Below are 23336 nucleotides of genomic sequence, written 5' to 3'. Positions count from 1 at the left end.
ATGTGTTTACCTGCACAGCCAAGTTTGACCGCACAGTACAGCCCTGCATTGGCGCGGGGTTGGGAGGAGTCGTCAGGTTGGAGGGCGGTCGTCGAGGGTCACTTTTGGCCCAACGGCTACCGGATCTTGATGGATAATCACATCCGCCATGGGAAACGCCTCCTGAATACGCGTTTCAATCCGGGTAGCCAGATCGTGAGCCTGCAATAGGGTCAGGTTCTGATCCATATCCACATGCAGCTGAATAAACTGGGTGCGCCCGGACTGGCGGGTGCGCAGATCATGAAACCCCAGCGCCTGCGGATGATCCGCCACAATCGCGGAAATCACCTCTCTCACCTCCCCCGGAATTTCCCGGTCCAGCAACAGCTGTGCAGATTCATAGGCAATGTGCCAGGCGCTGAACAGAATAAAGACCGCAATCACCAGCCCCACCACACCGTCCAGCCATAGATAGCCAAACTGACTGACCACCAACACGACAATGATCCCCACATTCACCGCCAAGTCTGACAGGTAATGCAGCGAGTCCGCCTCAATGGCGGTGGAGCCGGTTTCCCTAACCACATACTTCTGGATCAGCAATAACCCGAATGTCAGCACGATGGAAAACAGCATCACCACCACCCCAGCACCATTTTCGCTGATGGGCTGCGGGTCCATCAGCTTGCCCACCGATTGGTGAATCAGGAACACCGAGGAGCCGGCAATGAAGACCGCCTGCCCCAGGCCGGCCAGCGCTTCGGCCTTGCCATGCCCGAAGCGGTGCTCTTCATCCGGAGGCACCAGCGAATAGCGAATGGCGAAAAAATTGATCAGCGAGGCAATGGAATCCATCACCGAATCCACCAGCGAGGCCAGTAGACTGACAGAGCCGGTCATCAGCCAGGCAATGGCTTTTGCCGCAATCAGAATCAGTGCCGTCAGGACGGATGCCAACCCTGCCATAAGCAGCAGACGATGTTCACGGCGATCATCTCGACGCATAAAGGTATTCCGTTCCAATCGGTTGAGGAAACGCGGAGCCGGGGAATCAGCGCTTGGGCAAATAACCCATGGGGTCGACGGGTTTACCGTCTTTGCGAATTTCAAAATGCAGCTGCGTGCGGAAAGTCCCACTGGCGCCCATGGTGGCAACCTGCTGCCCCCCTTTCACTGCATCCCCTTCCTTGACCATCATCTTATCATTATGGGCATAAGCGCTTAACCAGCGTTCGCTGTGTTTGATGATCAGTAGATTACCGTAGCCTGTGAGGCCGCTACCCCGGTAAACCACGCGGCCCGGAGCAGCCGCCACCACCGGGCTGTTCCGGCGCCCGGAAATGGCAATCCCCTTGCGGCCCTGACTGGCGTTGGAAAACGATTCCACCACCTCGCCACTTGCTGGCCAGCGCCATTCCACTGGGCCAGTCGTTACTGAAGGCTTGGAAGCAGGCTTTGCCGCCGGGGCCGGTTTGGACGCGAGTTTTGACACTGCGGGTTTACTGGCAGGTTTTGTAGAAGAGGTAGCCGGTTTACTGGCCACCACCGGGCTGGACGTTTTGATGCCCAAAGAGATGCGCTGGCCGGGATAAATGGTGTACGGGGCCGGAATATTATTGGCCCGGGCCAACGAACGAAAGTCCCAGCCGTAACGCCAGGCAATGGAATATAACGTCTCCCCTTCACGTACATGGTGAGTACCGGAGGTGACTTTGCGCGGCTTGGGCTCCTGGCCGTAAATATCCACCACCGGCGCAAAATTGCCGGCACTGCAGCCACTGACCAAAATCCAGACCATGAACGCTGCCAGTGCGCGCATCAGTAAGTGTCGGTGCCTGTGTGAAGATTTACTGCCATCAACCACCCCGTTGCCAGGAAACCTGAATTGAAATTGCTCAAACCTAATCTGTCCCCGTTGGCTTCACGGAGCCAGTATTCAGCCTTGCGGTGTCTGTGCAGCATTATGCACTGGCGCGGCCCGGTAAAGTAACCACACCAATACGGCCGCAACGGCCACCATGGCCAGTGCCAAAGGCAACTGTGCTGACTGATCAGTAAGCGTCGCATACTGTGACGGCCACAACCATGTATCACCCAGGCCGTGCTCACCGCTCAATCGCCACGGCCACAATTTCAGTAACGAACCGGCCATAAAGCCGGCAAGCAACGCCATGACCGTGTCATGGAAACGGTGCAACGTCCACTTGAGCACATGCACAAAGCTCAACAGGCCCACTGCGCAACCCGACAGAAACGCGAAGAGCAGCGCGAACTCAGCCTGCTTCACAGCTTCCAGCACAGGCTGGTACATGCCCAGTAAAAGAAGGATAAAACTGCCGGAGATGCCCGGCAGGATCATGGCGCAAATGGCGAGCATGCCGCTGAAGAAAAACACCAGGGCGCCACTCCCCGCTGCCGACAGTGCCGGTGCCAGACCGATGACTACTGCCACGCCGGAGCCAACCAGAAAGGCCCCTATTTGCATCGGGCCACGCTGCTGCAGGGGTTTCAACACCAGGAGAATGCTGGCGAGAATCAGGCCACTAAAAAAAGCCCATACCGGTACCGGATGCGTATCCAGCAGCCAGGTAATCAACCGAGCCAGCACGGCAATGCTGGTGAAGATACCGGCCAACAAGGTGAACAAAAACGTGAAATTGCCCTGTTGCCAGGCGGCAACGAATCCCTGCTGACGCCACACAACCAACAAGCGCGGCGTAATACTGCCCAGAGTGTTGATCAATTCTTCATAGATGCCCGTAATCAGGGCCAGGGTGCCACCGGACACACCCGGCACTACATCGGCAGCTCCCATGGCCATGCCGCGAAAAAAAATACCGGGTCGAATCATGTTTAGGCCTCACGCATCACGCTGCACGCAACAACGCAGATTGGGGGTTAGTTGTCTCAAACGCCTGGAGCGGGCAACAAGCGACAAGCTTCAAGCTGCAACACGAATCAAGAATCGCAGTTTCTCAAACCTTTCAGCCGCGCCCAAGCAGTAAAGCGCGGGCAAGGCCTACAAGACGGCACGTACCGGGATCGCGCCTTGTCGCGTAGGCTTGAGGCTTGTCACTGCCCTATCGCATCACCCCGCGCTGGAACGGCACAAACCGTACCGGGTCCAACGTTTGGGTATGAAATTGATCCCCCTCACGATCGACCACGGTAAGAATTTGCTGGCGATCACCGCCAACGGGCATCACCAGGCGACCGCCATCTGCCAGTTGAGACAATAAATCGTCCGGAATATCTACACGGGCACACGCCGCGAGAATACCATCGAACGGCGCCTCCGCTGTCCAGCCAAAACCGCCATCCGCATGCTTGAGCTGCACCTTGGCCAAGCCTAACTGCAACAGGCGCTTACGGGCCTGATCCTGCAAAGGGCGAATCCGTTCCACAGAGTAAAGCTCATCACAAAACGGGGCCAACACCGAGGTCTGGTAACCACAACCGGTACCGATTTCCAGCACCTTGCGTGGCTTCCCGTTGGCGATCAACAGCTCGGTCATGCGAGCTACCACCCAGGGCTGGGAAATGGTTTGCCCATGACCGATCGGCAAGGCGGTATCGTCATAGGCCTGATGCGCCAAGGCCTCTTCGATGAACAAGTGTCGTGGTGTATTGCGGATGGCATCCAGTACGCGCTCGTCCTGGATACCGGCATCACGCAGCCGCTGCACTAACCGATCCCGGGTCCGTGCAGACGTCATGCCGATGCCGCTGAGTTGGATATCCATCTGTGTTCGTTTGCCTCAATGCGAGTTAATCAGCCGGTGAACTGATCAGCTCTGCCATTACTGTCGTGGCAAAAGCGCCTGTGGGTAGCGTAAACGCCAGCTCCAGGCAGTCTTCCCCTTCCCGTTCCGAGTCTTTATGCCAGACCCATTGCAAGTCCCGTACCGGTAGCCTTGTGCTTCGGCGGGCTTCTTCTACCTTGATCTGGCGCAGGCCCTCAATCACCGGGGCATGGGGCGCCAGTATCTGCTGTTCGAGTATGTTACAGGGGCCAGATGATGCCATGCCGGGCAAGCCCGGCAAAGGGGCGGTGGGATGCACCTCCCCGCTCGTTACCCGTTCCACTGCCTCGGGATCATCATCGGCCAGAAATAATCCGCGGCTGCCTTCCGGTTGCAAAATATCGCCGGCCAGGACCCTGTTCCAACAATCGCGACGTACTCGTTCAGCCAATACCTGATTGAACAGATTGCTGCGCACGGCGGACAACCACATACCCCGCAGGGCTTTCTTGCGCGGCGCCTCCCCGCCCAGTAGCCATTCGGTGCCACGCACCAGATTGCCGGCCCCGCGACCAAAACGCTGCTCGCCAAAATAATTCGGCACCCCTTGCGCCATGATGGTGTGCAGCTGGGTTTCCAGCACATCCCGGTCCCCTTGGAAACCGGTAACGCGTAGCCGAAAATCGTTGGCACGATGGGTGCCACGATTGAGCTTGCGGCGGTGACGCCCGGATTGCAGCACCGTCAGCCCTTCGGGCCAGTCGAACGCAGGGTCATCCTTACCCGGCAAATGCAGACTGAACCATTGCCGGGTCACCGCGTGTTTGTCTTTCAAACCGCTGTAACCCACGGACAAACGGTGCACACGGGCCTGTTTGGCTAGCAACATGGCCACGTCTTCGGTATTCCAGCGGGTTTTCTCGATTTCCAGCCAGAGGTGCTCCCCCTTCCCGTCCAACGTCACGTGCATCTGTTCTGCAACATAAAAATCGTCTGGCCGAGCCTTTAATACCCCTTGGCATACCGGGCCGCCGTGTGCGCAGGGCAAGCCTTCATGAAGAATTTCGGACGAGGAATTCACTGGCTCTCCAGCAGCACAACAGCTTGCACCGCGATGCCTTCCTTGCGACCGGTAAAACCGAGTTTTTCCGTGGTCGTCGCCTTGACGGACACTTGCCCCATATCACATTGCAGCAGTTCAGCGACCCGCTCACGCATGGCGAGAATGTGCGGTGCCAGCTTGGGGGCCTGACAAATCACCGTAAGGTCCGCATTACCCAGTCGCCATCCGGCGTCCAAAATGGATGAATAAATGGCGGTCAGCAGCTGGCCGGAATCGGCACCTTGCCATTGCGGGTCGGTATCCGGGAAATAATGCCCGATATCCCCCAGCGCCAGGGCGCCGAGCAAGGCATCGGATAAAGCATGCAACGCCACATCGCCATCGGAATGCGCCTTGAGCCCATGACTGTGGGGAATGGCAACGCCACCGAGCATGACATGGTCGCCCACATCGAAAGCATGAACATCAAACCCCTGGCCAATACGCACGCTCAACACTGCTCTCCTTCATTAATGCCATCGCCCTGCTGTCGGCTCAGATAAAACCGGGCCAGCGGCAGATCGTCGGGTACCGTTATTTTGATATTGTCACTGTGGCCCGCCACCAGCCCGGGCTGCCAACCGTCACGTTCCATGACAGAGGCTTCATCGGTAATGGTGGCCAAGTCTCCACTCAATGCCGCCAGCAAAGCCTGGGCCGGAAAGAGCTGAGGTGTCAGGGCCCGCCAAATATGCGCACGGTCCAGGGTGGCAGCGATACGCTGTTCACCCAGGGTCTGCTTGATGGTATCCACCACCGGCAAGGCGAGAATGGCGCCCTGAGGGCCTGTCTGATCCAGCAGGGATTGAATATCCGAGAGTCGGATCAGCGGGCGCGCCATGTCGTGCACCAACACCCAAGCGTCGGCTCCTCCCTCATCCAACACCGCCGTAACACCATTGCGTACCGAGTCGGCACGGGCAGCCCCCCCGGTCACCGTCTGAATGCGCGGATGGCGCGATACCGCCAACGTGGGCCACCAGGGGTCGTCAGCAGACACCGCCACCACCACTTTGTGGATCGGTGCGAACGAGAGCAATCGGTTCAGGGTGTGTTCGGCCAAGGTTTGACCGGCCAGGGAAAGATACTGCTTGGGAAAACCCGCGCCCATTCTGCTCCCAACGCCAGCAGCGGGAACAACGGCATACAGCGGGCCAGAAATAACAGAGTTCACTTGCTGCCCCGGGGCTGCTCAAGAATCAGGAAAAACGTTTCTCCCTTGCGAACCATGCCCAGGTCCTTACGCGCGATTTCTTCCACGGCTTCCGTGCCCTGCTTCAAGTCGTTCACGTCGGCGGCCATCAGTCGATTGCGTTCAGCCAGCTTCGCATTGCTTTCCTTCAGCACCGCCACGTCTTTTTTCAGCGCGGCCACATGCCGAAGGCTGCCTTCACCAAACCACAAACGGACCTGTAGACCCAGAAACAGCAGCGCCAGCAACGCCAGAGCGACTTGCCGGGCGGGTGACACTTTCAATGTCATCCGCTCGGCATTGCCCTTGCTGTTGCCGGCGCTGGGTTTTGCCTTGGGAGCTGGCATCGCTTAGCCGAGCAGCTTGAACTCTTTGCGACCGTGGTAAGCCGCACGGCCCAATTCCTGCTCAATGCGAATCAAGCGGTTGTACTTGGCAACACGGTCAGAGCGACACAGGGAACCGGTTTTGATCTGACCCGCTGCAGTCGCTACCGCGAGATCCGCGATAGTCGTGTCTGCCGTTTCACCACTACGGTGGGAAATGACTGCGGTGTAACCGGCATCCTTGGCCATCTTGATGGCGTCCAGGGTTTCGGTGAGAGAGCCGATCTGGTTGAACTTGATCAGGATGGAGTTAGCCACTTTCTCGTCGATACCGCGCTTGAGAATTTTGGTGTTGGTCACGAACAGATCGTCACCCACCAGCTGGATTTTCTTGCCCAGTTTTTCGGTGAGAATTTTCCAGCCATCCCAATCGGATTCGTCCATGCCATCTTCAATGGAGATGATCGGGTAACGGTCGCACAGCTCCGCCAAGTAGTCGGCAAACTCTTCCGAGTTCATGCTGCGGTCTTCACCGGCCAACACGTACTTACCATCCTTGTAGAATTCGCTGGCCGCGCAATCCAGGGCCAAGGTCACATCATCACCAGCCTTGTAACCGGCAATCTCGATGGCTTCCATGATGGCTTCCAGTGCCGCTTCGTTGCTCGGCAGGTTCGGCGCAAAGCCGCCTTCATCACCAACCGCGGTATTCAGGCCACGCTTCTTCAGCACGCCTTTCAGGGCATGGAATATTTCCGCCCCGTAGCGAATCGCTTCCGCCACCGTGGGGGCGCCCACTGGCTGAATCATGAATTCCTGAATATCCACGTTGTTATCGGCGTGCTCGCCCCCGTTGATGATATTCATCATCGGCACCGGCAAGGAATACTCGTTGTCATCATCCTGCAGGTCGGAAATATACTCGTACAGGGGTTTGCCCTGATCCGCCGCCGCGGCTTTAGCCGCCGCCAGTGACACAGCCAGAATCGCGTTGGCGCCCAGGTTCGCCTTGTTCTCGGTGCCATCGGCATCCAGCATCGCCTGATCCAGCGCCTTCTGGTCGCTGGCATCTTTGCCCACCAGCAGTTCACGGATGGCGGAGTTCACATTACCCACCGCCTTGGTGACGCCTTTGCCCAGGTAACGGGACTTGTCGCCATCACGCAGTTCCAGTGCTTCGCGGGAACCGGTGGAGGCACCACTGGGCGCGCAGGCACTGCCACTGGCACCGGACTCAAGAATCACATCGGCTTCGATGGTCGGGTTGCCACGGGAATCCAGAATTTCGCGGGCCTTGATATCAACGATCTTGGACATGTCGATCAATCTCCAAACTCTAATCAGTTATTTTCAAAGGCAGGCAGTGCCTTGACGGTATTATCCAGGGTTTGCATCTGTGCGAGGAATGGCTCCAGACGATCCAGTCTCAGGGCGCAAGGGCCATCGCATTTGGCATTATCCGGGTCCGGGTGAGCTTCCAGGAACAGGCCGGCAATGCCTTGGCTGATCCCCGCCCGGCCCAGTTCCGCCACCTGGGCACGACGGCCATCGGCGCTGTCGGCTCGGCCGCCAGGTTTCTGTAAGGCGTGGGTCACGTCGAAAAAGACCGGATAGTTGAATTGCTTCATGATGCCGAAGCCGAGCATGTCCACCACCAGGTTGTTGTAACCAAAGCTGGAACCGCGCTCACAAAGAATCAGCTGGTCGTTACCGGCATCCTCACACTTGTGCAGGATATGCGACATTTCATGGGGCGCCAGAAACTGGGGTTTCTTGATATTGATGATGGCGCCGGTTTTCGCCATGGCTTCCACCAGATCCGTCTGCCGCGCCAGAAACGCTGGCAGCTGGATGATATCCGCCACTTCCGCCACCGGTGCGGCCTGATAAGGTTCGTGCACGTCGGTGATCACCGGGCAGTTGAAGGTCTTCTTCACTTCTTCGAAGATCTTCAGGCCCTCGTCCAGGCCCGGCCCCCGGTAGGAACTCAATGAAGACCGGTTGGCCTTGTCGAAACTGGCCTTGAATACCCAGGGCATGTTCAGCTTGCTGGTCACTTCCGCGTAAGCTTCGGCCACTTGCATGGCCATGTCCCGGGACTCCAGTACATTCATGCCACCGAACAAGGCCATGGGCTTGTCGTTGGCGAACTCCAGCCCGTTCAGGGCAATAGTCTTCTGGCTACTCACGGATCACTTCTCCTTGTGGGCCTGCTGTTCCGCCAAGGCGGCTGCCACATAGCCTTTGAACAAACCGTGACCGTCACGGGGGGTGGAAGTGAACTCCGGGTGGAACTGGCAGGCGACAAACCACGGATGGTCGCCCACTTCGATCACTTCCACCAATTCACCGTCCACGGAACGGCCAACGATGTTCAAACCTGCCGCTTCCAGCTGCGGCAGGTAATTATTGTTTACCTCATAGCGATGGCGATGGCGCTCCACGATATGCGTGTTGCCATAGCACTGAGCCGCGCGACTGCCTTCTTCCAGCACACATTCCTGGCCACCCAAGCGCATGGTACCACCCAGGTCGGAGTCCGCAGAACGTTGTTCCTTCTGGCCATCTTCGGTGGTCCATTCGGTGATCAGCCCCACCACCGGGTCCGGGGTGTTCGGGTTCAGCTCCGAGGAATGAGCTTGCTCGATGCCCGCCACGTGGCGGGCATATTCGATTACCGCCAACTGCATGCCCAGGCAGATACCCAGATACGGCACCTTGTTCTCACGGGCATAACGGATCGCGGCAATCTTGCCTTCCGTACCCCGGTCACCGAAACCACCGGGTACCAGAATGGCATCCAGGCTTTCCAGCACACTCGTGCCCTCACGCTCGATATCTTCCGCATCCAGATACAGGATATTGACCTTGGCGCGGTTGCTGATACCCGCATGGATCAGGGCTTCGTTGAGTGACTTGTAGGCATCGACCAGTTCGATGTACTTGCCCACCATACCGATGGTGACTTCGTTTTCCGGGTTCAGCTGCGCTTCCACCACACGATCCCACTCGCTGAGATCCGGTTCGGGCAGGTCCAGGCCAAACTTTTCCACCACGATGGCGTCCAGGCCTTGCTCGTGCATGCCACGGGGGACCTGGTAAATGGTCTTGCAGTCCGGTGAGGAAATCACCGCCCGGGCTTCCACGTTGGTAAACAGGGCAATCTTGTCCCGGGCGCTCTGCGGAATCGGGTCATCTGCACGACACACCAGGATGTCTGGCTGCAGGCCGATGGAACGCAGCTCTTTCACGGAATGCTGGGTCGGTTTGGTTTTGATCTCACCGGCGGTGGCGATGTACGGCACCAGCGTCAGGTGCACCAAAAGCGACTGGCTGGAGCCCAGCTCCACCCGCATCTGACGAGCCGCTTCCAGGAAAGGCAGCGATTCGATATCGCCCGCGGTGCCGCCAATTTCGACAATGGCCACATCCGCATCCCCTGCCCCTTCGCGGATTTTCAGCTTGATCTCATCGGTGATATGAGGAATTACCTGGACGGTGGCGCCCAGATATTCACCACGGCGCTCTTTATCCAGCACATGCTGATAAACCCGGCCGGTGGTAAAGCTGTTGCGGCGGTTCAGGCGAGTGCGAATAAAACGCTCGTAATGACCCAAATCCAGGTCGGTTTCGGCGCCATCGTCGGTCACAAACACCTCACCGTGCTGGTAAGGGCTCATGGTTCCGGGATCCACATTGATGTAGGGATCCATTTTAATCAGGGTGACGTTGAGGCCGCGGGCTTCCAACAGAGTGGCCAGGGACGCAGAGGTAATCCCCTTTCCCAGAGACGACACCACACCGCCGGTGACAAAGATGAAACGAGACATGCACTCACCAGATCGCTAGTGGGTTGATAGCACCATCGTCAGTTTGTACTGGCCCCCATAAAAAAAACACCCTGCACGTTACAGACGCGCAAGGAGCTTTCGTGAATCGGGTTGGCCAGCTACGCAAGAGACGATTGAACACCTGAAAATTCAGGAGCTTGCGCTACATCAGGACGGGAGAAAATGTTAACAGAAGCCGCCCCGCGCCTCAATCGGAATCGCTCTCAGGAGCGTAAAAAGTGATAACGGCAGACGCCAAGAGCGACATAACGAAGATCAACTCACGCCTAACTCGGCCATTCCACGTTTCACACCCGGCCTCAGTCCCTCTCACACGCCGACAGCACCTCGGCAAAAGGAGCATCGATCAGCGACGCAAAGGCGGGATGCCGCGCAAGACGGGCGCGGCTGGCGCGGGGGCTGCTAATACCACACAGAAAGCGGGCCAGTTGCCGGGGCGTCGCCAGCGCCCCATGCCCCTCTGCTCTCACCGCCCGAATCATCGCCTCATCAGGAATACGGTGACGGCGCGTAGTCATCGGCCAATGTTCACCCTTGCAGTTATTGCACTGACCACAGGGCTCGGGCAAACGCTCACCAAAATAGTCCACCAGAGCCTGTTGATAGCACTCGCCTCCCTCGGCCCAGGCACAGACTTGCTGTAAACGCTGGATATCACGCTGTTCGCGCACTCGAAACTGCTCTTGCATTCTTGAGGCCAGCGCTTGCGCACCCTGCGGCCGATTGATCATCCGATAGCCCTGACGCACCCCGGCCACCCGCATCTCAATCATCCCCTGCTGCTCCAGATAGCCCAAGGCCTTGAGGATGCGAAGTCGATCAACCTGCAGCTCCTCCGCCGCCGCAATGGGCTTCAACGTGAGCCAGATACGCCCTTGCTTCCCGGTGGCGAAAACCCGCTGCAGAAAATCAGCCCTGTCGCTGTTGAACTGACCAATAACGTCATCCTGCGGGGTCTGAAAGGCCAGTTTGTACTCCGTATAAAACGGTGCCGTGGCGCGAATCACTTCTGCCAGCTCCAGGTAAGTCAGCAGTGTATTGATCACCAAAGGGCGCACATCGAACTGCCCGGACAATTCATGTACCGACAGGTCAAACTGGTCAGGCTGGCCCACCAGCCAGTCAATCAATCCCGCCAGCGATTCACTGTCCGGCGTGTCCCCGTAACTGAAATTTTCCAGCACCGTCAGATCGTCCGAGCTGGCCAACAGCACGCACCGGGAAGGCTGGCCGTCGCGCCCGGCCCGGCCGATTTCCTGCATGTAGTTTTCCAGGGACTTGGGCAGGTTGTAATGATAAATGGCACGAATATCCGCCTTGTCGATGCCCATCCCAAAGGCAATGGTGGCAACCACAATATTCACCTGACCGGCCATAAAGGTTTCCTGGGCCTGGTGGCGCTCATCATCCTTCAGCCCGGCATGGTAGGCCTGTGCAGACAACCCCTGTGCTTGCAGAAACCCGGCAACCCGCTCTGCGGTTTTCTGTAAGGTGACATAAACGATGGCGGGCTCCGACGGCCGGGCCTGCAATACCTCCAGCAACGCCTGATCTCGCTCACGGGCATCATGTGGCTGAACACTTAACGCCAGATTGGGACGAAAAAAGCCTGTCTGCACGTGGTCCTTACCCGCAATCGCGAAACTATCGCAGATCTGCTTCGCCACCTGGGGCGTGGCAGTGGCCGTCAGCGCCAGCACCCGGCCCACATCGAGATCTTTCGCCAACTGTGCCAGTTTCAGGTAATCCGGGCGAAAGTTATGCCCCCATTCCGAGACACAATGCGCTTCATCCACGGCCATCATGCTGATGGACAACCGTTTCAACCGAGCCAGAAATCGCTCGTTGGCCAGGCGCTCCGGCGCCACGTACAACAGCTTGATAGTGCCATCATCCAGGCCTCTGTAGATCTCCTGCAATTGTTCCGCATCCACGCTGGAATCCAGCCGCGCCGCTGCAATACCCAACCGCTGGAGCTGATCCACCTGGTCTTTCATCAGTGCGATCAGTGGTGACACCACCAGGGTTACGCCATCCAGCATTAATGCTGGCAATTGATAACACAGGCTTTTCCCGCCACCGGTGGGAAACACCGCCAGCGCCGATCGGCCGGCCAGCAAAGCATCGATGATCGCCTCTTGGCCAGGTCGAAAAGACTGAAGCTGGAATGTCTGCTGTAAATGCTGCTGAAGGGCCTGCATGGCACTCTCTTTTTGGCTGTGAGGGTGGACTTGGGTCCGGGCAGGGCAAGTTTGGCAAAGGAGGAACGCTGAGGCGAGGTGGTGTTGCGTATTTAACTGTCCGCCAGCACGGACAACCACCCGGCGGCAGAGTCACACACGGACAGGTTTTCTAGTGCGCCGTTGAGTCGCCAGGCAGCAAATACCAACGCTCACTGTGGCCAGGTTCTTCCCCATCAGCCACCCCGATCAGCGGCACACTCACCACCTCACCATGACGAAAAAGCAGTGGCCACTGTCGCCGTTGCCAGGGAGGCACCCCTGCCGCCCGCCACAACTCCTTGATCTGTTGATGCAAACCATTACGGAGCAGGCTCCGGGAGCCAGACAGTGGCCGAAGCCGCAGGTCGCCCGGAGGCCGAAGCACCCAGACAGCGCCTTCCTTGGCTTGTTGTGTCCAGTGCCAGTGGGGCACGGCCGGCGGCGGCGCCCCTTCCGGCCAACACGCATCTCCCTGCCAAGGCTGAAATGTATCACGCAGGGCCAGATACAATGCCCCCTGATACAAACGCACCGCGTATCCGCCCCACTCCACCCGTGCCTGGCTATCTGCGGCGGCCAGATGCAACGTCCGCATCTGCTCAAGCACGGCGGCACTGGGAGCGGTGACCCGGTTTTCTTTCAGCCACCAACGCAGCACATTGCGCTGACGCGCCAAAGACAAGTCTGACAACCCGGTGAGCGGCAGGACCGTCCCGGTCACGCCGAGCCGGTCTGCATCCTGTACCGCGATTTCATGGAGCAGCTCACTGGCTTCAGCCATATGGTCAGCGGCCCGGGCCAGCGTGGCGTCGGCACCCGGCCAGCGCTCACGCAATGCTGGCAGAATGGCATGGCGCAGATAATTACGGCGCAGGGACTGATCCTGATTGCTGGGGTCTTCGCGCCAACGTAGCGATAACGCAGCACCCCAGTGCTCGAGTGACTCACGGCTCAGCCCCAACAGCGGGCGCCAGAGGGAAACATCCTGCTGTTTGCTATGCTCGCCCATGGCCGACAGTCCCCGGACACCGGCCCCGCGCAGAAGCCTGAACAACACTGTTTCCGCCTGGTCGTTGCGATGGTGTGCCATGACCAGCGTCGCCCCCTTGGCCCGTGCCAGCGGTAACAACACGCCGTAACGGGCATCACGGGCGCCGGCTTCCAGGCCCTCCGCGCTGTCGACAGCCACCCGTTCAATAACAAGCTCAATACCTTGCTCATCTGCCAGCGTCTGGCAAAAGCGCGACCAGCTCTGGCTATCGGCCTGTAATTGGTGGTCCACATGCACCGCAGACAGGCGCGAGCCCAAACCCGCGTTGATCAGGAGGTAAAGCAATAGGGAGGAGTCCAGCCCACCGCTGAGGGCCAGCAAAAGAGGCCCATCAGGGGCCTGCTCAGCCAGCGACTGGCTGAACGCGGCAGCATCGGACATGGTTATTCGTCAGCGGGATCGCTGACCACGTTGCCGTAGCTCATCAGGCGCTCGTAACGGCGGTCAATCAGCGCGTCCATATCCAGGGCGCGGAGCGATTGCAGCTGTGTTTCCAGTGCCTTGCGAATGGCATCGGCCGCCTGGTCGTGATCGCGATGAGCGCCACCCAGTGGCTCCTTGATCACCTGATCTACAATACCAAGTTCATGCAGCCGCCCGGCCGTAAGGCCCATGGCTTCTGCCGCTTCCGGTGCCTTGTCGGCACTGCGCCAGAGAATGGAGGCGCAGCCTTCCGGAGAAATCACCGAATAAGTGGAAAACTCCAGCATCTGCAAATGATCGCAGACACCAATGGCCAAAGCGCCGCCGGAGCCGCCCTCGCCAATAACCGTAGCGATAATCGGCGTTTTCAGCTGGGACATGACACGCAGGTTACGGGCAATCGCTTCGGACTGGCCACGCTCTTCGGCGTCAATGCCGGGAAACGCACCGGGGGTATCAATAAAGGTGAGCACGGGCAGCTTAAAACGTTCGGCCATCTCCATCAGGCGCAACGCCTTTCGGTAGCCTTCCGGTTTCGGCATGCCGAAATTACGGCGCACCTTCTCTTTCACTTCGCGGCCTTTCTGGTGGCCAATCACCATTACAGGCTGACCCGCCAAGCGTGTCATACCACCGATGATGGCAGGGTCATCGGCAAAGGCGCGATCACCGTGCAGCTCATCGAAATCGGTGAAAATCCGCTTGATGTAATCCAGCATGTAGGGACGTTTGGGGTGCCGGGAGAGCTGGGAGATCTGCCAGGAGCTGAGGCCGCGAAAAATGCTTTCGGTGAGCGTAATGCTCTTTTCCTGCAGCTTGGCCACTTCCTCGGAAATGTTCACCTCGCTGCCACTGCCCACCAGACGCAGTTCCTCGATTTTCGCTTCCAGGTCGGCAATCGGTTGTTCAAATTCGAGGAAATTGGGATTCATATTCTGAGCCTGTTCAAGGTGTTATCAGCATGCGCCCGGACCAGAATGGCCGTTCCCTGGCGCCAAAACGGCAGAAACGCTACGTCGGCAAACCCCGAACGCAACCTGCCCATAAAAGAATGCAACAAGTGTAGCCCCAACCCAATGACAACGTCGAGACATGGCCGGCATGGCTAGGTTGCAAACTGTTTCAGTAAGAGACGCAGCACGCCCCACGCTTCACGCAACAACGCGGGAGAGCATCGAGCGCAAAGAGCGGCCCCGCCCTCGCGTCCAAGCGTTTGAATCGCGAAACTCGACACCCTGGTCATCACTCAGCTTTCTCGTGTTGAAGCATGCTGCGTGCTGCCTGCTGCGTCTAGCGTTAATACTCCATCCGCACGGCGCCTTCGCCGAAACGGACGCGCAGCTCTTCCACCAGTGATTCGTGGGGGCTGATTTTCCATTCATCGCCCAGCCAGAAACTGGCAGCGGCGATGTTATGGTCCAGATCCAGCAATACCGGGGTATTACCGCCCTGGTACGGTGACAGCATCTGCTGGAGCTGCTGAGGCAGATCGTCCGCCACCGGCACCGCCACTCGCAAACGGCGGGCAAAGGTTTCACGGGCCTGGCGCATATCCATGATTTCATCGGCAATCAGATTAAAACCGCCAGTATATTCGTCGTTGCGCACCCCGCCCTTGAAGATCAACAGGGTATCCTTCTGCACCAGCTCGCCGTATTCGGCAAAGGTTCTGCCGAATACGGATACTTCCACCCGCCCGGTCTTGTCATCCAGGGTGATGAACGCCATCCGTTCACCACTGCGCTTACTGCGGGTAATGCGCAGTGCCACCACCAGCCCGGCGATCGTGGCTGCTTCGCCCTTGCCGGTAGGCTGCAGGGAATTGATCCGGGCGGTGACAAACTGGCGCACTTCTTTTTCGTACTGGTCGATGGGGTGGCCGGTCAGGAACAGGCCCAGGGTATCGCGCTCTCCGTTCAGGCGAGTTTCGTCATTCCATGAACGAGCCGGCTTCCACTCCACTGCCGTGGCCGGGCTGTCATCCACCGCGCCAAACATATCCATGATGCCGGCGGCTTCGTTGCGGGCATCTTGGTCGGCGGCAGCAATGGCATCCGGCAAGGTGGCCAATAACTGTGCCCGATCGTGGAAACTGCTGTTGGGACCCAGCTTGTCCAGCACCCCGGCGCGCACCATGGCTTCCAGGGAACGGCGGTTGATCTTTTTCAGATCGATGCGGCGACAGAAATCAAACAGGTCTTTGAACTCACCGCCATCGGCACGCGCCGACACGATGGCATCGATGGGGCCTTCACCCAGCCCCTTGATGGCACCCAACCCATAGACGATGTCGCCCTCCGGGTTCACGGTAAAGCGGTAACCACAGGAATTCACATCCGGTGGCAGCACCTGCAACCCCATGGTTTTGCATTCATCAATGAAGGTCACCACCTTGTCGGTGTTCTGCATATCTGCAGAGATGGTGGCGGCCATGAATTCTGCCGGGTAGTGAACCTTGAGCCAGGCGGTCTGGTAGGCGACCAACGCATAGGCCGCGGAGTGGGATTTGTTGAAGCCGTAACCGGCGAATTTTTCCACCAAGTCGAAAATCTTCATGGCCAGGTCCGGGTCCACGCCCTTCCCTTTTGCCCCTTCTTCGAAAATTACCCGCTGCTTGGCCATTTCTTCCGGCTTTTTCTTGCCCATGGCCCGGCGCAACATGTCAGCACCACCCAGCGTATAGCCGGCCAGCTCCTGGGCAATCTGCATCACCTGCTCCTGATACAGGATAACTCCGTAGGACGGCTTCAGGATCGGCTCCAGCCACTCGTGCTGGTATTGGGGGTCCGGGTAGGCCAGCGGTTCGCGACCGTGCTTACGGTTAACGAAGTTGTCCACCATGCCGGATTCCAGCGGCCCCGGGCGATACAGGGCAACCAGTGCAATAATGTCTTCGAATACATCGGGCTGGAGCTTTTTGATCAGCTCCTTCATGCCCTGACTTTCCAGCTGGAAGACCGCCGTCGTGTCGCCTCGCTTGAGCAGATCGAAACTGGGGCTGTCATTCAGTGGAATATGGTCGATGACCAGATCATCCAGCCCTTCGCGCCCACGCTTCACGTTGGCGGCTTTGACGGCCCAGTCGATGATGGTCAGGGTTTTCAGGCCGAGGAAGTCAAACTTCACCAGCCCGGCGGACTCCACATCGTCCTTGTCGTACTGGGTGACCAGGTTGGTGCCGTCTTCTTCACAGTACAGCGGCGCGAAATCAGTCAGCTTGCCCGGTGCAATCACCACGCCCCCGGCGTGCTTGCCTACGTTACGGGTCAGGCCTTCCAACTTGAAGGCCATTTCCATAATTTCGTTGGCGGCATCCTTGTCGGAGTTTTCATCGCTTTCCAGGAATTCACGCAGGGTTTCTTCCTGCTCCAGCGCCTTGGTCAGCGTCATGCCTGGAATGCCGGGGATCATCTTGGACAGGCGATCGGCAAGACCATAAGGCTTGCCCTGCACCCGCGCCACGTCTCGCACTACCGCCTTGGCGGCCATGGTGCCGAAGGTTATGATCTGGCTCACCGCATCACGGCCGTATTTATCCGCCACGTAGTTGATCACGCGGTCGCGCTTTTCCATGCAGAAGTCGACGTCAAAGTCAGGCATGGAGACCCGTTCCGGGTTCAAGAACCGCTCGAACAGCAGGTCGTAGCCGATGGGATCCAGGTCGGTAATTTTCATGGCATACGCCACCAGCGAGCCGGCACCGGAGCCCCGGCCTGGGCCCACTGGCACCTCGTTGTCCTTGCCCCACTGAATAAAGTCGGCAACGATCAGGAAGTAACCGGGGAACCCCATCTGGTTGATGATATCCAGCTCGAATCGCAGCCGGTCATCGTAGTCCTTTCGCTTAATCGCATACTCGGGATCATTCACATCCAGCAGCGCCTTGAGACGCTCTTCCAGCCCATCGCTGGAGACTTTTTCAAAGTACTCCTCGATGGTCATGCCATCCGGAATCGGAAAGTCCGGCAGGAAGTTTTCCCCAAGGCGAATATCCAGGGTGCAACGACGGGCAATTTCCACCGTGTTCTGCAGCGCTTCAGGCAGGTCAGCAAACAGCTCCGTCATTTCCTCGGCGGACTTCAGGTACTGCTCTTCGGAATATTTTTTCGGCCGGCGCGGATCATCCAGGGTGTTGCCATCGTGGATACACACCCGCGACTCGTGGGCTTCAAAATCTTCTCTGCGCAGAAAGCGTACATCGTTGGTCGCCACCACGGGCAGCCCCAGCTGCCCGGCCAGCGCAACGCTGGCATGCAGGCAGTCTTCATCGCCCGGGCGCGAGGTGCGCTGCACCTCCAGATAAAAGCGGTCGCCATACACAGAAGCAAGCCAGCTCGCATATTGCTGCGCCTGTTCGTGCTTTTCGGCCAGCAGTAGCTGCCCGACTTCGCCCTGGGAGGCCGCAGAAAGCACAATCAGACCTTCATTCAGCTCTGCTACCCATTCCGGCTTCACCAAGGCCCGGCCGCGATCCTGGTTGGTCTGCCAGGCGCGGCTGATCAACAGGGTCAGGTTCTGGTAACCCACTTCGTTGAGCACCAGAAACGACAGGTAGGCAGGCTCCTCAATGTGCGTACCCTGCACCCACAGATCCGCACCCAACAGCGGTTTGATCCCGGCGTTCATGGCATTCTGGTAAAACTTGATCAGGGCAAACAGGTTCGAATCGTCGGTGACCGCCACCGCCGGAATCTGCTCGTTCACACAGGTCTTGGTCAGTTCCTTGACCCGCACCACTCCATCGACCAGCGAATAGTCGGTATGCAGTCGCAGGTGGACAAATTTGGGGTCACTCAAAACAGGTTCCCTTGTTCAATGGCTGCGGCGACCGGGGCAAAAGAGCGGCGATGCTCGGCCAGGGCGCCATGTTGTTTCAGGGCCGCCATATGTACCGCTGTTGGGTAGCCTTTGTGGCGGTCGAAACCATATTGGGGGTAGCGGGCATGCAGCGCATGCATTTCACGGTCTCTCGCCACTTTGGCCAGAATCGATGCGGCGGAAATAGCCGGTACGCGGCCATCTCCCTTTACGACAGCTTGCGCTGGGCATGGCAGCTCCGGCACCCGATTGCCATCGATAAGTACGGCCTGCGCCGCCACGGGCAAGCCAGCCACCGCGCGCTGCATGGCCAGCATAGTGGCATGCAGGATATTCAATTCGTCAATTTCATCGGGCTCGGCCCGGCCCAGCGCCCAACCAAGGGCATGAGACTTTATCTCAGCTTCCAGCAATAACCGCTTCTTTTCACTTATTTTTTTGGAGTCAGCCAAGCCGGCAATGGGGTGCTGAGGATCGAGAATAACAGCCGCCGTCACCACCGCGCCAACCAGCGGGCCACGACCGACTTCGTCCACCCCTGCCACCAGCATACCGGGCTGCCAGGCAAATACAGAAGGAATGAAAGGGTCCGCCAGGGGGTATTCCGCAAAAGGGTCACCCGGTTGCGATTGTGCCATCAGGCCTCCAGCAATTGAGCGACCGCAGCCGCCGCTTTCTCGCTGGCGCCACCGCGAAGCTGTTGGTGCACGTCCTGGAACCGCGCTTTCAGGGCCTGGGCCTGCTCAGGCTGATCGAACCAGCGGCGCACGGCGGTAACGATGGCATCCGTAGTCAACGCCTCCTGAATCAGCTCAGGCACCATTTCCTGCCGACACAGCAGGTTCGGCAGCGAGACAAATTCACTTTTTATTAAGCGACTGACGATGGCGTAGGTCACCGCGCCAACCCGGTAGCCAACCACCATGGGCTTGGTCAGCAACAAGCCTTCCAGCGTGGCGGTCCCTGATGCCATGAGCACCACATCGGCGGCGGCCATTACCGTCCGGCTCTGGCCATCCACCAAGGATACGGGTAAGTCAGGCTGGGCATCCAGCAATGCCTGGATTTGCTCACGGCGAGCCTTGTTGGCCGCCGGAATCACGTAATGTAACGCGGGATCCTGCTGGTTCAACATCACCATGGCCTCGAGGAAAGCGGGCATCAACTGCCCCACTTCTCCGCCGCGGCTTCCCGGCAGCACCGCGAGAATGCGCGCTTGCGCATCCAGCCCCAGCGCCTTGCGAGCGCCCAGCACATCAGTTTCAAGCGGAATGCGGTCAGCAAGAGGGTGCCCCACAAAAGCCACCGGCACTTGGTGCTGTTCATAAAAACGGGCTTCGAACGGCAACAGGGTCAGCATCAGATCAATGCTTTTCTTGATGCCTTTAATACGTCCCTGCCGCCAGGCCCAGACTGACGGGCTCACATAATGCACGGTTTTCAGGCCGCGATCGTGAAGCCGGCGAGCAATGGGTAAGGTAAAATCCGGGGAATCAATGCCGATGACCACATCCGGCTTCTGCTCCAGCAGGAAGCGGACCAGGGACTTTCGCAGACGCAGCAATTCAGGCAGATGGGACAACACTTCAGTGATGCCCATCACCGACAGCTTTTCCATGGGAAACAGGCTGGTGAGCCCTGCCTGAGCCATCTCTTCACCACCGACGCCGATAAACCGGGCACCCGGATAGCGAGCAGTAAGGGCCTGCATCAGGCCCGCGCCGAGAATATCCCCGGAAGCTTCCCCGGCAATCAGCGCAACCAGCGGTGCATCCTTGCGGCGTGCCATATCAGCGGGTGATACCGCGCTCGGACGCTTTCAAGGAATCGATAAAGATTTGTAGCGCGTCCGACGGCTCCATGGCTTCCAGTTCGGCCAGCGCTTGCTCCAGCGTCAGGCCCTGACGGTACACCAGCTTGTAAGCCTGACGCAGGCTGCTCACCACTTCCTTGGACCAGCCACGACGACGCATGCCTTCAAAGTTCATGCTGCGCGCACTGGCCGGGTTGCCGGAAACCATCACGTATGCCGGAATATCTTTCAGCACCAACGAGCAACCGGAGGTCATGGCGTAAGAGCCAATTTTGCAGAACTGGTGTACACCGGTCATGCCACCGAGAATCACACCATTGCCCACATGAGCATGGCCCGCCACCGACGCATTGTTGGCAAAGATGCAGTCATCGCCGATCATGCAATCGTGCGCCACATGCACATAGGCCATCAGCAAATTACGGCTACCGATTTTGGTCAGGGAATTATCCTGAATGGTGCCGCGGTGGATGGTGACCGATTCACGGATAACATTATCGTCACCGATTTCCAGCCGGGTCGGCTCCCCGTTGTATTTCTTGTCCTGGCAGTCCTCGCCAACGGACGCGAACTGGAAGATGTGGTTGTTGCGACCGATAGTTGTCGGCCCTTTAATGACCACATGGGACGCCACGATGGTACCAGCGCCGATTTTTACATCGGGGCCAATGATCGAATAGGGACCCACCTGCACATCCTCTGCAAGCTCCGCGGCCGGATCAATAAGGGCGGTCGGATGAATCATGGACTAGTCACTTTTATTTTGATGATGAAGGCAGGCAGTATACGCCAGCTGGACACTGGCGTACGGGTGGGGATCAGACTTTTTGCTCAGCCACGAGCATTTCTGCGCTCGCCACGGTTTTCCCGTCTACCTGCGCCTCACAGGTGAATTTCAGAATATTACGCTTTACCACCACGTACTCGGCGAACAGGTGCAGGGTATCGCCCGGTATCACCCGGCGTTTGAAGCGCGCCTTGTCAGTCCCCACCAGCAGGTAGATATAGCCGTCAGAGGGCTTCTTGTTTTCCGTCACAAACCCCAGAATGCCTGCAGCCTGCGCCATCGCTTCAATGATCAGCACACCGGGCATGATGGGTTCTTCGGGAAAATGGCCGTTGAAGAACGGCTCATTAATCGTCACGTTTTTCAACGCTTCGATCCGTTTCCCGGGCTCGAGATTCAACACCCGGTCAATCAACAAAAAAGGGTAACGATGGGGCAGGTATTCCCTGACCGCTTGGATATCCATCATCATGTGTTCCACACAGGCAAGTACCGCAAATCGCGGAAATTTAGTCGCTTAAACGCTCAAGCTTGCGCACACGGCGGGCCAGATCATCCAGATTCCGGAAACGCGCCACGTTCCTACGATAGCGGGATTGGCTATCCACAGGCAACGCAGAACCATAGGTACCCGGTTCCTTGATAGAGCTGGAGACTAGTGACATGGCCAGGATTTGCACCTTGTCACACACCTCAATGTGGCCAGCAATACCAGCCGCTCCGCCGATCAGGCAGAAAGAACCGATTTTGGCTGAACCAGCGATGCCAGCTTTCCCGGCGATAGCGGTATGATCACCAATGACAACGTTGTGAGCGACCTGAATCTGATTATCCAGAATCACGCCGTTGCCAATAATGGTGTCTTCGATTGCACCACGATCCACTGTGGTGCCGGCACCGATTTCTACATCGGCACCGATGGTGACGCCACCGACCTGGTGAAGCTTGGTCCAGCCCGCGCCATTAAAGGCGAACCCGAAACCATCGCCACCGATCACGCAATTGGCGTGTATGATAGTGCGTGGACCCAGTGTGACACCATGGTAAATTGTAACATTTGGCCAAATTCGACACTGGTCACCGATACGGGAACCGGCTCCCACCACGCTGTTGGCCATAATCACAGCGCCCTCTCCTACCGTCACATCCGCTTCCACCACCGCATTTGGACCGATTGAAGCTGAAGCAGCGATCTGAGCCGTGGCATCAACCACCGCAGCAGGATGCACCCCCGCTTGCGGTTGCGGTGCCACCTCAAAATACGCACTGGCTTTGGCAAAGGACAGATACGGGTCTTTAACGATCAGGGCGGCAACCGGGCAATATTCCCGCTGGGATTCAGGAATCAGCACCGCCCCTGCACCGGTCTGTTCAAGAAACGACCGGTAGCGAGGGTTGGCAAGAAAGGTAAGCTGGCTGGATGCCGCGGACTGGATCGTGCCCAGGGCGTCCACCACATGGCTGGCCTCACCGACCAGCTCCGCATCCAGCTTTTCTGCAAGCTCTCCGAGAGTCAGCATTATTTCATGCTGTTCAGTTGTTTGCCCACAGCCTCGGTAATATCCAGGTCAGGTTTTGTGTACATCACTGCCTGGGCATTGAGAACCACATCCAGTTTTTCACGCTTGGCCACCGCTTCCATGGCGGTTTTCAGTTTCGGCTGCATTTCTTCCAGAATTTCACGCTGCGCTTCGTTGGCACGTTTTTGCAGCTTGCGCTGCAGGCTCTGGATTTCGATCATCTTCTGCTGACCTTGCGTCTTCAGCGTTTCCTGCTGATCAGCGGACATGGTCATGGCTTCTTTCTGCAGTTTTTGCTGCAACTTTTGCACATCACTCTGCAGAGAGTTGAGCTTTTGCTCGTCGGCAGACAGTTCATTTTCCAGTGAGGACATTTTTGCCTTCACGTTATCCGAGGATTGCAGTGCAGCAATCGGATCGAGAACCCCAATAGTGCCATCGGCCATAGCCAGAGCCGGAAGAATAAGTGTCAGTGCTACCAGTGTTTTTTTCATCATTATTAAACT

21 protein-coding genes are annotated in these 23336 nt (G+C 58.0%); all 21 read right to left on the bottom strand.

The features are described from left to right. Nucleotides 1-72: 72 nt before the first annotated feature. Nucleotides 73-987 carry a cation diffusion facilitator family transporter gene (locus ABNH18_RS07785; protein WP_349382273.1) on the bottom strand — a complete coding sequence of 305 codons (915 nt, stop codon included), beginning with the start codon at nt 985-987 and terminating at the stop codon, nt 73-75. Nucleotides 988-1033: 46 nt separating this feature from the next. After that, nucleotides 1034-1801, bottom strand: a complete 768-nt coding sequence (locus ABNH18_RS07780; protein ID WP_349382272.1) for a peptidoglycan DD-metalloendopeptidase family protein — start codon at nt 1799-1801, stop codon at nt 1034-1036. Nucleotides 1802-1918: 117 nt separating this feature from the next. After that, nucleotides 1919-2833 (bottom strand): DUF368 domain-containing protein, encoded by a 915-nt coding sequence (locus tag ABNH18_RS07775; RefSeq protein WP_349382271.1) that lies wholly within the window; start codon nt 2831-2833, stop codon nt 1919-1921. A gap of 229 nt (nt 2834-3062) precedes the next feature. Then, nucleotides 3063-3725, bottom strand: a complete 663-nt coding sequence (locus tag ABNH18_RS07770) for a protein-L-isoaspartate(D-aspartate) O-methyltransferase (RefSeq protein ID WP_349382270.1) — start codon at nt 3723-3725, stop codon at nt 3063-3065. Between the two features lie 25 nt (nt 3726-3750). After that, nucleotides 3751-4806 (bottom strand): tRNA pseudouridine(13) synthase TruD, encoded by a 1056-nt coding sequence (truD, locus tag ABNH18_RS07765; protein ID WP_349382269.1) that lies wholly within the window; start codon nt 4804-4806, stop codon nt 3751-3753. Beyond that, entirely contained in the window at nt 4803-5285 is a 483-nt protein-coding gene (gene ispF / locus ABNH18_RS07760; RefSeq protein WP_349382268.1) for a 2-C-methyl-D-erythritol 2,4-cyclodiphosphate synthase, read from the bottom strand. Before ispF ends, truD begins: the two co-directional genes overlap by 4 nt. Next, nucleotides 5279-6001: a 2-C-methyl-D-erythritol 4-phosphate cytidylyltransferase gene (gene ispD / locus ABNH18_RS07755; RefSeq protein WP_349382267.1), complete on the bottom strand. Its 723-nt coding sequence runs from the start codon at nt 5999-6001 to the stop codon at nt 5279-5281. The genes ispF and ispD overlap by 7 nt, the downstream gene beginning before the upstream one ends. Next, nucleotides 5998-6366 carry an FtsB family cell division protein gene (locus ABNH18_RS07750; RefSeq protein ID WP_502876780.1) on the bottom strand — a complete coding sequence of 123 codons (369 nt, stop codon included), beginning with the start codon at nt 6364-6366 and terminating at the stop codon, nt 5998-6000. Before ABNH18_RS07750 ends, ispD begins: the two co-directional genes overlap by 4 nt. Before the next feature lie 3 nt (nt 6367-6369). Beyond that, the gene (eno, locus tag ABNH18_RS07745) at nt 6370-7662 is read right to left on the bottom strand and encodes a phosphopyruvate hydratase (protein WP_349382266.1); all 1293 of its coding nucleotides are present in this window, start codon (nt 7660-7662) and stop codon (nt 6370-6372) included. Nucleotides 7663-7685: 23 nt separating this feature from the next. After that, nucleotides 7686-8534, bottom strand: a complete 849-nt coding sequence (gene kdsA / locus ABNH18_RS07740; RefSeq protein ID WP_349382265.1) for a 3-deoxy-8-phosphooctulonate synthase — start codon at nt 8532-8534, stop codon at nt 7686-7688. Nucleotides 8535-8537: 3 nt separating this feature from the next. Then, entirely contained in the window at nt 8538-10175 is a 1638-nt protein-coding gene (gene pyrG, locus ABNH18_RS07735; RefSeq protein WP_349382264.1) for a CTP synthase, read from the bottom strand. A gap of 320 nt (nt 10176-10495) precedes the next feature. Then, entirely contained in the window at nt 10496-12397 is a 1902-nt protein-coding gene (locus tag ABNH18_RS07730) for a RecQ family ATP-dependent DNA helicase (protein ID WP_349382263.1), read from the bottom strand. A gap of 151 nt (nt 12398-12548) precedes the next feature. Next, nucleotides 12549-13850 (bottom strand): tRNA lysidine(34) synthetase TilS, encoded by a 1302-nt coding sequence (gene tilS / locus ABNH18_RS07725; protein WP_349382262.1) that lies wholly within the window; start codon nt 13848-13850, stop codon nt 12549-12551. Nucleotides 13851-13852: 2 nt separating this feature from the next. Further along, entirely contained in the window at nt 13853-14824 is a 972-nt protein-coding gene (locus ABNH18_RS07720) for an acetyl-CoA carboxylase carboxyltransferase subunit alpha (protein WP_349382261.1), read from the bottom strand. Between the two features lie 364 nt (nt 14825-15188). Continuing rightward, a complete protein-coding gene (dnaE, locus tag ABNH18_RS07715) occupies nt 15189-18689 on the bottom strand; it encodes a DNA polymerase III subunit alpha (RefSeq protein WP_349382260.1) in 3501 nt (1166 codons plus the stop codon). After that, nucleotides 18686-19348: a ribonuclease HII gene (gene rnhB, locus ABNH18_RS07710; protein WP_349382259.1), complete on the bottom strand. Its 663-nt coding sequence runs from the start codon at nt 19346-19348 to the stop codon at nt 18686-18688. Before rnhB ends, dnaE begins: the two co-directional genes overlap by 4 nt. After that, entirely contained in the window at nt 19348-20499 is a 1152-nt protein-coding gene (lpxB, locus tag ABNH18_RS07705) for a lipid-A-disaccharide synthase (protein WP_349382258.1), read from the bottom strand. The genes rnhB and lpxB overlap by 1 nt, the downstream gene beginning before the upstream one ends. A gap of 1 nt (nt 20500) precedes the next feature. Next, nucleotides 20501-21268: an acyl-ACP--UDP-N-acetylglucosamine O-acyltransferase gene (lpxA, locus tag ABNH18_RS07700; RefSeq protein ID WP_349382257.1), complete on the bottom strand. Its 768-nt coding sequence runs from the start codon at nt 21266-21268 to the stop codon at nt 20501-20503. A gap of 73 nt (nt 21269-21341) precedes the next feature. Beyond that, entirely contained in the window at nt 21342-21782 is a 441-nt protein-coding gene (fabZ, locus tag ABNH18_RS07695; RefSeq protein ID WP_502876779.1) for a 3-hydroxyacyl-ACP dehydratase FabZ, read from the bottom strand. Nucleotides 21783-21819: 37 nt separating this feature from the next. Continuing rightward, complete coding sequence (lpxD, locus tag ABNH18_RS07690; RefSeq protein ID WP_349382255.1) at nt 21820-22830, bottom strand: UDP-3-O-(3-hydroxymyristoyl)glucosamine N-acyltransferase; 1011 nt, start codon at nt 22828-22830, stop codon at nt 21820-21822. Further along, nucleotides 22830-23327: an OmpH/Skp family outer membrane protein gene (locus ABNH18_RS07685; RefSeq protein ID WP_349382254.1), complete on the bottom strand. Its 498-nt coding sequence runs from the start codon at nt 23325-23327 to the stop codon at nt 22830-22832. Before ABNH18_RS07685 ends, lpxD begins: the two co-directional genes overlap by 1 nt. Nucleotides 23328-23336: the final 9 nt, after the last annotated feature.

The sequence above is a fragment of the Alcanivorax sp. genome, assembly GCF_040118815.1.
GTDB lineage: Bacteria > Pseudomonadota > Gammaproteobacteria > Pseudomonadales > Alcanivoracaceae > Alcanivorax.
This window is presented reverse-complemented; position numbering and strand designations above follow the sequence as displayed.